This window comes from Vibrio sp. T20, from assembly GCF_007858795.1.
In the GTDB taxonomy this organism is placed as follows: domain Bacteria; phylum Pseudomonadota; class Gammaproteobacteria; order Enterobacterales; family Vibrionaceae; genus Vibrio; species Vibrio satsumensis.
Genome location: NZ_VFEB01000183.1, coordinates 26,905 through 39,087 on the forward strand (window position 1 = coordinate 26,905; position 12,183 = coordinate 39,087).

Consider the following 12,183-nt stretch of genomic DNA (forward strand, 5'->3'; position numbering starts at 1 on the left):
TATAGGGAAGATATTCAGACTGCCTTAATAAAGAAAAAGCCGCTCAGTGATAATTCACCAAGCGGCTTTTTTAGATCTTATGACGACCGAGTAAGGAGTGCGAAAGCGTGGTGCCATCCACCAGCTCTAGCTCACCACCAACGGGAACACCATGAGCGATACGGCTAGCGTTCACTTCATGGGCATTACATAATTCAGCAATGTAATGCGCTGTTGCTTCCCCTTCAACTGTCGGGTTGGTCGCTAGGATTACTTCAGAGATATCACCACGTCGTAAGCGGTAGTCCAGCACATCGAGACCGATATCACTTGGACCAATGCCATCAAGTGGTGAAAGGTGACCCATAAGAACAAAGTAACGACCAGAGTATTGGCCAGTTGCTTCGATAGCTGCAATGTCTGCAGGGCTCTCTACTACACAGATTTGACCATTTTCCTGACGTTTAGGATTGGTACAAATGTGGCAAGTATCTTCTTCAGTAAAAGTACGGCACTCATTACAGTGACCAATTTCGGTCATTGCTTGGCTAAGAGCTTCAGCCAACTGTAGGCCGCCTTTTCTATCGCGCTGTAACAAATGAAAGGCCATACGCTGCGCCGACTTGGGGCCAACCCCAGGTAGACAACGTAAGGCCTCCATCAAATGCTCCAGCATATGACTGGTACGCATATTTAACCGTTCTAATTTTCAAGTAACGGTTTACTCAAGATAAACCGCAGCTTGAATAAACCTTTAGAAATAGTTTCTTAGAAAGGCATCTTCATACCTGGTGGAAGTTGCATTCCGCCAGTTACGCTAGCCATTTTCTCTTTTTGAGTTTCTTCAACGCGACGAGCCGCATCGTTGAAAGCAGCAGCGATAAGATCTTCAAGCATCTCTTTATCGTCTTCCATTAGGCTTTCATCGATATCAACACGGCGAACGCTGTGGCTACCAGTGATCGTTACTTTTACAAGGCCAGCACCTGACTCACCTGTAACTTCCATATTTGCGATTTCTTCTTGAAGCTTTTGCATGCGCTCTTGCATTTGCTGGGCTTGCTTCATCATGTTGCCCATACCGCCTTTACCAAACATGTTAATACTCTCTGGTCTAATTGGTTTATTAAAATTAATTAAGCTATACGTGCTTAAATGGGGGTTAAGCCAGTGCGATTCAACCCCTCGATGTTCAGTTCTCAGATTTGCTTATCTGGGATGATATGCCGGTCACTAAACGAGAAAGTGTTCTAGATAGGACGAACGCTGTCTCTGTCGAGTTCTGCAGCAAAACGTCTTTCGATAAACTGTACGTTGGCATCGTTTTCCAAACTGGTAAACGCGTCTTTCAACTTGCCTTGGTACAACCTTTCTCGTAATTCTAGTGGCGTTTCTCCACCATCACCGATTTCAACACTCAAATGACAATCTTCTCCGAGCACAGTATTGAGCGACTGTAATAGTTCGCTCTGCGCGCGGTCCGTATTCAAGTGAGCTTGGCTCGCTCTTAACGTTAAAGTGATTGATGTGTCGTTTTTAGCAAACACTGAGTTCAATGCTAACTGTTCAACAAGCTTGGCTGTCTCTAGCTTTTGAATCGTGGCGGACCATTCATCTTGAGCAATCGACTCTTGAAGCAATTTATCGACCATTTCTGGTGTCTTAATATGCTCTAACGCACGCTTGATCTGAGTAGGTGTAAGCTCTTTGCTCACCTCTTTCACTACAGGTTTAGACGGTTTCCAGCGATAAGGTTCATTATCATTGGTTACCTTTTCTGCAGAGGAGGCAGATAAAGAAGCTGGCGACACCCGCTCAGAGCCACCGTGTTGCTGAGCAACTCGGTCAAGAACTGAAGTTTTAGCTGGTGTCGCTTTAGCCTTTTTTGGCGCTGAACCTTTGTTGTCCGGTGTTGTACTGCCCCTGCGTTGAGAACGCAATTGGTGGCGTAAACCACTGACAGGTGAAGCCGGACGTTCTGATTGTCCTTGCGGAGCAGCAGAAGCAGGTGGCGCTGAAGGTGCAGCGTTTTGCGGCTGAGCTGGCGCTTGATTCTGATAATTCGATTGTTGAGGCTGCTCTGCACCGTAGCTAGGACGTTCGTCATAAGCCGGTGGCGCATCATACTGACTATGCGGGTAACCCTGTTCTGGATAACCTTGGTTGCCTGCGTGATCAGCGTAACCTTGCGAATCTGAATACTGTGCCGGATTCTGCTGTGGAGCCTGTTGTACCGATTGTTGCTGCATAGCTTGCTGTTGAGGCGCCTGTTGTTGCATCTGAGGCTGTCTCGGAGCTGCCATTGGCGCAGGTTGGCTCACAGATTGAGCAATGCTCTGAGCTTGAGCTGCTGGTGCAGTGCTTGTCGACTGAGTCGAGATTGCTGTTGCAACCGTTTGTTCAGCAGGTCTAAAGGCCAACATGCGTAAAACCACCATCTCAATGCCAACACGAGCGGTTGGCGACAATGGTAAGTCTTCACGACCTTTCAACACGATCTGGTAGTAAAGCTGAATGTCTTGAGGGCTTAGTGCCTTACTCAACAGTTCTAGCTTCTCAGCATCCGGTTGGGCTTTGTCTAATGTTGACGGCAAAGCTTGGAACATCGCCAAACGATGGAGTTGAGTCGCAAGCTGATTCAGCAAACCATCCCACTCTACGCCGTTCTCAGCAAGGCTTTGAATACAAGCCATAGCCACTTGAGGCTGCTTACTGCTGATCGCTTCAAGCAGGTGAATTGCTTGGTCGGTGTCTAGCGTACCGAGCATGTGAGCCACGGTGTCTGTCACGACATTACCGTTGCCTAATGCGATAGCTTGATCCGTTAAACTCAGAGCATCACGCATACTGCCGTCAGCAGCATGAGCAATCATCCCTAGCGCACGAGGTTCAGACGTCACACTCTCTTGTTCAAGAATGTGGTCAAGCTGTTCGTGAATATTATCAACGCTGATCGGCTTAAGATGAAACTGCAGACAACGCGACAAAATCGTCACAGGAAGCTTTTGCGGATCAGTCGTTGCGAGCAAGAATTTCACATACTCAGGCGGCTCTTCTAACGTCTTTAGAAGCGCGTTAAAACTGTGCCTAGAAAGCATGTGTACTTCATCGATAAGGTAAACCTTAAAGCGACCACGCGCTGGCTTGTACTGAACATTGTCCAGAAGCTCACGGGTATCTTCTACCTTGGTACGTGATGCCGCATCGATCTCTAGCAGGTCAACAAAGCGACCTTCATCGATCTCTTTACAAGTTGCACATTCACCACAAGGGGTTGAAGTAATGCCTGTTTCACAGTTAAGTCCCTTAGCAAACAAGCGGCCGATGGTCGTTTTACCGACACCGCGTGTTCCGCTAAATAGGTACGCGTGGTGCAACCTATTTTGGCTAAGGGCATTCTCTAATGCTGTTAAAACATGGGCTTGACCAACCACTTCTTTGAATCTGGTTGGTCGCCATTTTCGCGCTAACGCAAGATAGCTCATGAATAATTCCGAAAAGGATTAGTGGCCGTCGAATTCGCAGATGCTAAACACTTCTAGACCTAAGCCCTGTAAGCGCTTGTCACCACCGATTTCTGGAAGGTTAATAACAAATGCAGCGTGTTCTACCACACCACCTAGCTGACGAATCAACTTTGTTGTTGCTTCAATCGTACCGCCCGTTGCTAGCAAATCATCAACCATCAACACTTTATCGCCTTCAACGATAGCGTCAGTATGGATTTCTAGCGTATCTGTGCCGTACTCAAGCTCATAAGATTGTGCCACAGTTTCACGAGGCAGTTTGCCCGGTTTACGAACAGGAATGAAGCCAACACCTAGCTCTAGTGCCAAAGGCGCACCAAATAAGAAACCACGAGCTTCAGTACCAACGATCTTAGTAAAGCCCATGTCCTTGTATGTTTCCGCTAGCAAGTCGATTGTCGCTTTGTAAGCCGCTGGGTCTTCCATCAAGCTTGTTACGTCACGGAATAAAATACCCGCTTTAGGGTAATCAGGAATGCTTTTGATGCTTGCTTTGATCAGAGAGATTTTTTCTGTGTTCATAATCTTATGCACTTCATTAGGCCGCTTTCCAAACTCTCGTCAACGAATCAAACATCAACGCTTGGAATTAAGGAAAGGTACGATTGGTATTCATTGCAACGAGAGTCATAACTCTGATTGCTGAAATAATAAACGCCCGCTATACAAGCAGGCACACTGGCTTAATGGTAGTGATTTTCTTTGCTGTCAGCAACCAACTCATGAGTTGGAAGTCGCATAAACCATGTGAGAAGAATAACAAGTACACAAATTAGGAAGGCCTTGACCCACATGATAGGGGCAAAGTAGATGGATAACGCAAAACTCAACAAGATAAAGAATACGCCGCGCGTTTTAACTTGTTTGGTTACGGCACCGTGTTGGTACCAATTGTTCAGTAAAGGACCCAGCGTTTTGTGCTCGTGCATCCATTTATGAACTTTCGGATTACTTCGCATGAAGCATGCGCTAGCAAGAAGGAGAAAAGGTGTGGTTGGCAGAACAGGTAAAACTATCCCTAGAACTGCGAGAAATATGCAAAGGCCACCAGCAATATTGAGACTTAAAACTCGAACGCTAATTGTGGCCTCCTTGAGTTAGCTATCGTTAATCAGCGACGACAGCTTAACTAGAATGTTGCGTAACCATTGAATACACGGATCAACGTAAGTGTTGCAGGTAGCAATGGGATCATTAAAAATGCGGCTAGAAAGCCTAAAAAATAGAATACATTAAACGGGTCTTGAAAGTCTTTGTTATCTGCCATGATTGCTTCTTGTTTTTGTTAGTAAAGGTAAGTATCTGGCGAACCAAACCCGCTTTGCTAAATCGACATTTAACAAAAAAGGCATAGCCGCACCATTTGCGCAACTATACCTTAATCAATTATTCACAAAAACCGAGGAAATATAGGGTTAATCGGTAGACCCTTGGTGTATGTCTAAACTAAAACTTGCCGCTCCAAGTAGGCTTAACGAAAGTTGGCAGCCCTGTTCGATCGGAAGGTCCCGCGTTATAAAGTTCTTCTTGCAGTTCTCGCCCAAGCGCTCACCTGCTGCAATATGTTGATTCAATTCACCATTCGACCATTGCCCATCTAAGCCCGCAGGTAAAATGGAGATGGTTCCCTCGGCAAGGTCGGCAACACCAAACAAGGCATTCACTGGGGTAGAACATTTAGAGCAACGAATCCCCTTCTCTAAGATCTCAGCAATATCTTTGAGATCAACATTAAAATCTTTTCTGTTTCTTATGTAATCGTGGAACAGCGCTCTCACCAACAATGTTGTTGCTGAGCCGCCATTATCAGAAGACGATGAATCGACGAGGTAAAAAGCAAATTGCCCGTTCATCATCCACGCATAATCAAACACAAGTGGCATCATCTCTGTTGATTGCAGTAAACGGTAACTGCAACGCCATGAGCCTTGTCGCGTATCTTTCTCTGGAAGCAGCGCATGCAGTAAATCTTTTGCTGCGCTTGGATTATCTTGAAGGTAATTCAGGTGCCAATGCAGTTCTTGGTCTTCAGGGATCTCTCCCCCGTCATCCACACAGAACCACTGGCTCGAAAAATCTCGTTGGTCTGAAATGTTATCGAACGAATCTGTCAATGTATTCGCAATCGCACTTCCTAGATGACCGTGATCCTCTAACGGTTTCGCTAAAAAGTCTTTAATACCAAATCGCAAGGCTTTCGCCACATCAGACATATCATCAGTGCCGGACACCACGATCATAGGCAGTGACGGGTACTCTAAACTGAGCTCTTCCACAAGCTCTATGCCATCAAGTATTGGCATTGATAAGTCACACACAATTAAATCTGGCGCTGAGTCTCTAAGCTTTTGCAGAGCGTCCAGTCCATTTTCAGCCTCAACCACTTTATAACCGACCTTGTCTAGGTACGCGCTGGTTATACGGCGAAAAATAGGATCATCATCAACCAACATCACGCATTTTTGGTTAATTACTTCCTGAGCCGAGGTCATTACTGGCTGACTGTGAGTTTTGTACATAATCTATAACCTCACAAAACTAAGTCGAATTATTATTGTTATCTGTTCTAAGAACTAATATAAAACTTAGTAATAAAATGCTAAATACACAAATTTGCACTCTTTGCTGGTAATTCGTGACCAGGGTTGGAATACTTGTAAATAGTGCAACGAGTTGACGTAACGCAAACATTGATCTCACTGTTACGTATAAATTAGATGAGATTGTAAACAAATGTGTCTGGATTTATGAAATTAGATGATTTAAACCTCTTTCGACTCGTCGTTGAAAATGGGAGCTACACCGCAACATCGCGCAAGACTATGATTCCGGTTGCGACCATCACACGACGCATCCAAGCCTTGGAAGATTCTTTGAACCTTAGGCTTCTCAATAGACACGCGCGTAAACTTTCTTTAACAGAGGCAGGCGAACGTTTCTTCAATGAATGCTCTCCGCTGTTGCAACGTCTCTCTTCTACCGCAGAAGAGTTAACTGACGTGTGCAAAGGCGCTTCCGGTAAGATTCGTATTACGGCCCCCTCAAATCTGACCAAGCGCATGATGATGCCGATGTTCAGTGAATTCATGACTCAATACCCTGATATCAATATTGAGCTGATGATGAACAACCAAGCAGATCAGCTGGATCCAACTGAGTGGGACGTAATTTTCCGTGTCGGCCCGCAGCGTGATTCAAGCCTAATCGCTCGCAAAATCAGTGAAGTCAAAGATATTCTTATCGCGAGCCCTGAGTACTTAGCGAAGAACCCAGCTCCAAGCCATGCTGAAGAGCTAGCGAACCATTCGCTACTCAAAGGCTACCCGCTGATTAAGTGGCAGCTGAGTAATTCGAATGAAGAGACGGTGGTAAATAGCGAGAAAGGCCGTTTCAACGCCAATGCGCTTAATGTCGTGAGACAAGCTTGCTCAGAAGGCCTAGGTATTACCCTGATGCCTGACGTGATGATTCGTGAATACATTGAAGATGGCAGTTTAGTACAAGTCTTAGAAGACTGGAGCGCTAACCCTCGTGATATTTATATGCTTTACAACCACAAAGACCATCTACCAGAGAAAGTTAGATTGTTTATTGATTTTGTGATCGCGTACCACATTCATTAAGATCAATCCCCTTCTCCACAAACAAAAAAACCAGAGCCGATGCTCTGGTTTTTTATTTTCTGTATCGCTAGCAATATTGAATCATTGCTAGCAAAAACTCTTTATTACTGACGAAACGCTAATTAAGCACCTTCATTGTGTAACTCTAAGTTCGCAAGATCTTGTTGAATCTCACGTTGAACCTTTGAGTCGTCATTACGCAAAGAGTCTAGGAAATCTAGGTACGCTTGGTCGATATCGCCCGTTACATACTCACCGTTGAATACTGATGTATCGAAGCGTGCGATGTCTTGATTGCCCATGCCTACTGCAGAAATCAAATCTGGTAATGTTTGGAAAATCAGAGCATCTGCGCCAATCTGCTTACAAATCGTTTCGTTATCACGACCATGAGCAATCAGCTCTGTCGCGCTCGGCATATCAATGCCGTAAACGTTAGGGAAGCGAACCTCTGGAGCCGCTGATACCATGAAAACCTTGTTTGCGCCAGAATCACGAGCCATCTCGATGATTTGCTCTGATGTCGTACCACGAACGATAGAATCGTCAACTAGAAGAACGTTCTTACCTTTAAACTCAGAGCGGATTGCGTTGAGCTTACGGCGAACCGACTTCTTACGTTGTTGCTGACCAGGCATAATGAACGTGCGGCCAACATAGCGGTTTTTCACGAAACCTTGACGGTATGGCTTATTGATCGCTTGAGCAATTCGTAGCGCAATATCATTCGATGTTTCAGGGATTGGGATAACCACATCAATATCTAAGTCTGCATACTCTTCTTTAATACGCTTACCAAGCATCTCACCCATCTCAACGCGTGCGCTGTAAACCGAAATTTTGTCGATAAATGAATCTGGGCGTGCAAAGTATACAAACTCAAAGATACATGGGTTTAGTTGTGGGTTGTCTGCGCATTGCTTAGTGAAAAGCTCACCGTCAAACGTTGCGTAGATAGCTTCACCTGGTGCTACGTCGCGCATGAAGTCAAAACCAACAGCATCGAGTGCTACCGATTCAGACGCTACCATGTACTCTGTTTTACCTTGAACTTCACGCTTACCAAGGCACAGTGGACGAATACCATGTGGGTCACGGAATGCAATCATACCGTGGCCGATGATCATCGCAGTTACAGCATAAGCACCACGAATTGTACGGTGCACATTTGCAACAGCGCGGAAAACGTCATCTGAAGTCACGTTACCTTTAACGGTATCGATCTCATGAGCTAATACGTTCAGTAGAACTTCAGAGTCAGAGGTTGTATTTACATGACGACGGTCTTTTTCGAACAACTTTTCACGAACTTCATTTGCGTTCGTCAGGTTACCGTTGTGTGCCAACGTAATGCCAAAAGGAGAGTTTACGTAAAAAGGCTGAGCTTCAGACGCACTTGAACTACCCGCTGTAGGATAACGAACATGGCCAATACCAACTTCACCTTGTAGGCGCTGCATGTGTTTTGCTTCAAAAACATCTTTTACTAAACCGTTCGCCTTACGCAGACGGAAACGATTGCTTTCTATGGTACAAATACCAGCGGCATCTTGGCCACGATGCTGCAATACCGTTAAAGCGTCATAAATAGACTGGTTTACAGGTGTTGAACCCACGATTCCAACAATACCACACATGTCCTAATCCTCGATTTTTCGACATTAACTGGCGCTAGAGCGCGCCAGATAAGAAACTAGATGTTGCTTGTAAATGCTCGAAGAACGGCGCAATGATTCGACTAAATTCCGGAACCAATTGCGAATTCTTCCACCACTCAGAACTTGGGAATGCAGTAAACGCATCCATGAAAAACAACACTGCAGAAACAATCAAAACACCACGTAAGCCACCAAAGACGACACCGAGGATTCTATCTGTACCTGACAGGCCTGTTTTCTGAACTAGCTGACCGATGACATAGTTAACTAAGGCACCCACAACTAACGTTGCAACAAACAATGCTGCTATCGCAGTTCCGTTTCGAAACATCTCATCTTCGATATTGGTGAAGTACATCGCTAATTTAGCGTAGTACTGGCTAGCAATAAAAAATGCTCCAAACCAAATTACGAGTGACAAGGCTTCTTTAGCGAAACCACGAACTAAACTGATCACGGCAGAGAAGCCGATCACGCCTAAAATGACAAAATCTAACCAATTCATGAATTCTTCATCTTAAGTTGGCGCGCATTTTAACAGAAAAAATGCTGACGCAAACGTTTTCTTATGGATTTAACGGTTTAAATTTGAGCAACTGGCCTTTTGAACCCGTAATTTTTTCTAATTCCTTAATTTGTCGCTCAAGTTTGGATTTAGAGACATCCGGGCCAATAATTACTCGCGTAAAAGTTTTTTCTTGCTTGGTGTGAGCCTGATAACCGCGCTTTTGCAGATCCTTAACAACATTTTTTGCGTTGTCAGCATTCTTCAAAGCCATCAATTGAATAATCCAAGCACTGTCTTGGTATTCATTTTTTTCCGGTACTGGCTTAACCACGACCGCCACTTTGTCTGCTTCTTTATTATTGGAAGAAGACGCGGTTTGCGTGTTTGAATTGTCAGTACGACCACTTTCAACCACTTGCTCAACCGGAGAATCCGGTAGCGCTATCTGATCTTCAACGGGATCGAGTACTTCAAACACTTCAACATTACTATCAAGCTCAGGCTTAATCGGAATGCTTGCAAACTCTTCTTTATAGTGGAGCTTCTTACCATCTAGCACATCGGGCAATACAATCACGCCAATGGCCACTAAAATGATGGTGCCGACTAATCGGCTTTGGAATTTACTTGCCATTTAGTTTCCTTTTTTCTGCCAATGCTCCAACACTTCACCCACGGTATGGAAAGAACCGACAACCAACACAACATCGTCACCTTTAGCAGCAGCTAAAGCCGCTTCAAACGCTGCGACAGGGTTTGAATGCTGCTCTACGCTGTCAGGTAGGCTTTGACACAATTCAGCGGCTGTCGCTGCGCGTGGCCCTTGTAATGAAGCTGGATACCAATGAGTTGCGATTGGCGCTAATACTTCCAATGTCGCTGGGATATCTTTGTCATGAAGCATGGCGACTACAACGTGTAAATTTTTACCTGCATACTTCTTCGTAACTTGCTGCGCAAAATATTCAGCAGAATGAGGGTTGTGCGCCACATCAAGCACAATCACGGGTTGTTCGCTAATTTGCTGCATACGCCCTGGAAGCTGCGCATTCTTCATACCGTTAACAACGTTCACGTCACTAATACTAAGCTCTGATGTGCCCAATGCCATCAACGCAGTTGCAGCATTAGGTAACGGTAGGCTTGGAATAGGTAGCGATTCCAGTTGAAATGCGCCACTGCGCCAGTTCCACGTATCACCGTCAACATCATAGGTGTATTGGATACCAACTTGGTAGAACTCAGCCTTAATGTCATCAGCGTGTGCCGCAACCGTTGCCGGTGGTTTAGGTTGACCACAAATAGCTGGTTTACCGCTACGATAAATGCCCGCTTTCTCAAAGCCAATTACATTGATGTCATCACCAAGCCAGTCAACATGGTCGACAGCCAAACTAGTAATCACAGAAACATCATGCTCAACGATATTGGTAGCGTCTAAACGTCCGCCTAAACCAACTTCTAATAGCACAACATCAACCGCTTCAGTTTGAAACGCACGTAACGCAGCTAAAGTGCCATATTCGAAAAAGCTCAGGCTAATTTCGCCACGCTCTTTTTCAATGAAATCGAAAGACTGAACCATCTTTTCATCAGATAGATCTTGGCCGTTGATACGAACACGCTCGTTATAGCGAATTAAGTGGGGAGAGCTATAGACACCAACTGAGTAACCAGCGTCCAATAGAATCGCTTCCATCAGTGCACATGTAGAGCCTTTGCCATTGGTTCCGGCAACAGTAATAACATGTTGAGCAGGTTTGGTAAGGTTTGCCTTAGAGGCGACGGCCTGAACTCGGTCTAATCCAAGATCAATAGCGGTTGTGTGGATGTTTGATAAATAATCAAGCCACATCTCCAAAGAGGATGTGGCTTGAGGAATAGGTTGTTGACTCATCTAACTCATAACCATAATTAAGTTGGTTTGTTAGAAGGTACTTTACCCTTTTTCTGGCGCTTCTGGTACTTCATAAGTAGCTTCATTCGGTGAATCGTTCACAGAAACTACTAATGGTGAAGGCTGGTTGGTCATTTTAGCAACAAGGCTTGCAACGCGCTGACGCATCTCACGACGGTCAACGATCATGTCGATAGCACCGTGGTCTAGAAGAAACTCACTACGTTGGAAACCTTCAGGAAGGTCTTCACGTACCGTTTGTTCGATTACACGACGTCCAGCAAAACCAATCAGTGCTTTTGGTTCACCAATGTTGATATCGCCAAGCATTGCCAAACTTGCAGAAACACCGCCCATTGTTGGATCAGTCATTACTGAAACAAACGGTAGGCCTTTCGCAGATAAGCGCTCTAGAGCTGCACTGGTTTTCGCCATTTGCATTAGAGACATCAATGCCTCTTGCATACGAGCACCACCACTTGCAGAGAAACAAACTAAACCACAGTTGTTCTCAATAGCAGCATCTACCGCTTTCACAAAGCGAGCACCAACAACAGAACCCATTGAGCCGCCCATGAATGAGAATTCAAAAGCACACGCTACAATAGGTAAACCAAGCAGTTCGCCTTTCATTGCAACTAATGCGTCTGTCTCACCACTGTTCTTTTGAGCAGCAGAGATACGTTCTTTGTAACGCTTTGAGTCTTTAAACTTCAGCTTGTCTTGTGGCTCAAGATCAGCACCGAGTTCAACACGCTCACCTTTGTCTAGGAAGGTATCCAGACGACGACGTGCTTTCATGCGCATGTGATGGTCACATTTTGGACATACTTCTAGGTTACGCTCTAGTTCTGCATGGTACAGAACCTGCTCACAAGAAGTACATTTAGTCCAAACACCCTCAGGGATAGACGCTTTACGAGATGTTACGATGTTGCTTTTTTCTAAAATCTTTTCAAGCCAACTCATGGAAGACCTTTTTGTTTCGATT

The 12,183-nt window shown here is 45.0% G+C and carries 13 protein-coding genes; 1 reads left to right on the forward strand and 12 read right to left on the reverse strand.

Going from position 1 to position 12,183, the window contains the following annotated elements:
- Positions 1-70 precede the first annotated feature (70 nt).
- The 7 genes from recR to FTW16_RS20230 form a co-directional block, all read right to left on the reverse strand.
- On the reverse strand, positions 71-670 hold the full coding sequence (recR, locus tag FTW16_RS20205) for a recombination mediator RecR (protein WP_019823189.1): 600 nt from the start codon (positions 668-670) through the stop codon (positions 71-73).
- A 77-nt stretch (positions 671-747) separates the two neighbouring features.
- Positions 748-1,077: a YbaB/EbfC family nucleoid-associated protein gene (locus FTW16_RS20210; protein WP_017062338.1), complete on the reverse strand. Its 330-nt coding sequence runs from the start codon at positions 1,075-1,077 to the stop codon at positions 748-750.
- A gap of 152 nt (positions 1,078-1,229) precedes the next feature.
- The gene (gene dnaX, locus FTW16_RS20215; protein ID WP_146492281.1) at positions 1,230-3,464 is read right to left on the reverse strand and encodes a DNA polymerase III subunit gamma/tau; all 2,235 of its coding nucleotides are present in this window, start codon (positions 3,462-3,464) and stop codon (positions 1,230-1,232) included.
- An 18-nt stretch (positions 3,465-3,482) separates the two neighbouring features.
- Complete coding sequence (gene apt, locus FTW16_RS20220) at positions 3,483-4,028, reverse strand: adenine phosphoribosyltransferase (RefSeq protein WP_019823185.1); 546 nt, start codon at positions 4,026-4,028, stop codon at positions 3,483-3,485.
- Between the two features lie 161 nt (positions 4,029-4,189).
- Positions 4,190-4,561: a YbaN family protein gene (locus tag FTW16_RS20225; protein WP_146492282.1), complete on the reverse strand. Its 372-nt coding sequence runs from the start codon at positions 4,559-4,561 to the stop codon at positions 4,190-4,192.
- Positions 4,562-4,635: 74 nt separating this feature from the next.
- Positions 4,636-4,773, reverse strand: a complete 138-nt coding sequence (locus FTW16_RS24580) for a hypothetical protein (RefSeq protein WP_017067606.1) — start codon at positions 4,771-4,773, stop codon at positions 4,636-4,638.
- 148 nt (positions 4,774-4,921) lie between these two features.
- Positions 4,922-6,025 carry a response regulator gene (locus FTW16_RS20230; RefSeq protein WP_048669227.1) on the reverse strand — a complete coding sequence of 368 codons (1,104 nt, stop codon included), beginning with the start codon at positions 6,023-6,025 and terminating at the stop codon, positions 4,922-4,924.
- 228 nt (positions 6,026-6,253) lie between these two features.
- Here FTW16_RS20230 and FTW16_RS20235 point away from each other — a divergent pair, with 228 nt between their 5' ends.
- Positions 6,254-7,129, forward strand: a complete 876-nt coding sequence (locus FTW16_RS20235) for a LysR family transcriptional regulator (protein WP_017067604.1) — start codon at positions 6,254-6,256, stop codon at positions 7,127-7,129.
- A gap of 122 nt (positions 7,130-7,251) precedes the next feature.
- Here FTW16_RS20235 and purF read toward each other — a convergent pair whose 3' ends face one another.
- From purF to accD, 5 genes are all read right to left on the reverse strand, one after another.
- A complete protein-coding gene (gene purF, locus FTW16_RS20240) occupies positions 7,252-8,766 on the reverse strand; it encodes an amidophosphoribosyltransferase (protein WP_060982247.1) in 1,515 nt (504 codons plus the stop codon).
- A 34-nt stretch (positions 8,767-8,800) separates the two neighbouring features.
- Positions 8,801-9,292 (reverse strand): CvpA family protein, encoded by a 492-nt coding sequence (locus FTW16_RS20245; protein WP_009848678.1) that lies wholly within the window; start codon positions 9,290-9,292, stop codon positions 8,801-8,803.
- 61 nt (positions 9,293-9,353) lie between these two features.
- A complete protein-coding gene (locus FTW16_RS20250) occupies positions 9,354-9,929 on the reverse strand; it encodes an SPOR domain-containing protein (RefSeq protein ID WP_052878957.1) in 576 nt (191 codons plus the stop codon).
- The gene (gene folC, locus FTW16_RS20255) at positions 9,930-11,192 is read right to left on the reverse strand and encodes a bifunctional tetrahydrofolate synthase/dihydrofolate synthase (protein WP_146492283.1); all 1,263 of its coding nucleotides are present in this window, start codon (positions 11,190-11,192) and stop codon (positions 9,930-9,932) included. It abuts the gene before it with no gap.
- A 42-nt stretch (positions 11,193-11,234) separates the two neighbouring features.
- Positions 11,235-12,161 carry an acetyl-CoA carboxylase, carboxyltransferase subunit beta gene (gene accD / locus FTW16_RS20260; protein ID WP_017062348.1) on the reverse strand — a complete coding sequence of 309 codons (927 nt, stop codon included), beginning with the start codon at positions 12,159-12,161 and terminating at the stop codon, positions 11,235-11,237.
- Between the last annotated feature and the right edge of the window lie 22 nt (positions 12,162-12,183).

Bases quoted from the DNA above. Each gene is read 5' to 3' on its own strand.
- recR (WP_019823189.1), bottom strand. From the start codon at position 670: ATGCGTACCAGTCATATGCTGGAGCATTTGATGGAGGCCTTACGTTGT.
- FTW16_RS20210 (WP_017062338.1), bottom strand. From the start codon at position 1,077: ATGTTTGGTAAAGGCGGTATGGGCAACATGATGAAGCAAGCCCAGCAA.
- dnaX (WP_146492281.1), bottom strand. From the start codon at position 3,464: ATGAGCTATCTTGCGTTAGCGCGAAAATGGCGACCAACCAGATTCAAA.
- apt (WP_019823185.1), bottom strand. From the start codon at position 4,028: ATGAACACAGAAAAAATCTCTCTGATCAAAGCAAGCATCAAAAGCATT.
- FTW16_RS24580 (WP_017067606.1), bottom strand. From the start codon at position 4,773: ATGGCAGATAACAAAGACTTTCAAGACCCGTTTAATGTATTCTATTTT.
- FTW16_RS20230 (WP_048669227.1), bottom strand. From the start codon at position 6,025: ATGTACAAAACTCACAGTCAGCCAGTAATGACCTCGGCTCAGGAAGTA.
- FTW16_RS20235 (WP_017067604.1), top strand. From the start codon at position 6,254: ATGAAATTAGATGATTTAAACCTCTTTCGACTCGTCGTTGAAAATGGG.
- purF (WP_060982247.1), bottom strand. From the start codon at position 8,766: ATGTGTGGTATTGTTGGAATCGTGGGTTCAACACCTGTAAACCAGTCT.
- FTW16_RS20245 (WP_009848678.1), bottom strand. From the start codon at position 9,292: ATGAATTGGTTAGATTTTGTCATTTTAGGCGTGATCGGCTTCTCTGCC.
- FTW16_RS20250 (WP_052878957.1), bottom strand. From the start codon at position 9,929: ATGGCAAGTAAATTCCAAAGCCGATTAGTCGGCACCATCATTTTAGTG.
- folC (WP_146492283.1), bottom strand. From the start codon at position 11,192: ATGAGTCAACAACCTATTCCTCAAGCCACATCCTCTTTGGAGATGTGG.
- accD (WP_017062348.1), bottom strand. From the start codon at position 12,161: ATGAGTTGGCTTGAAAAGATTTTAGAAAAAAGCAACATCGTAACATCT.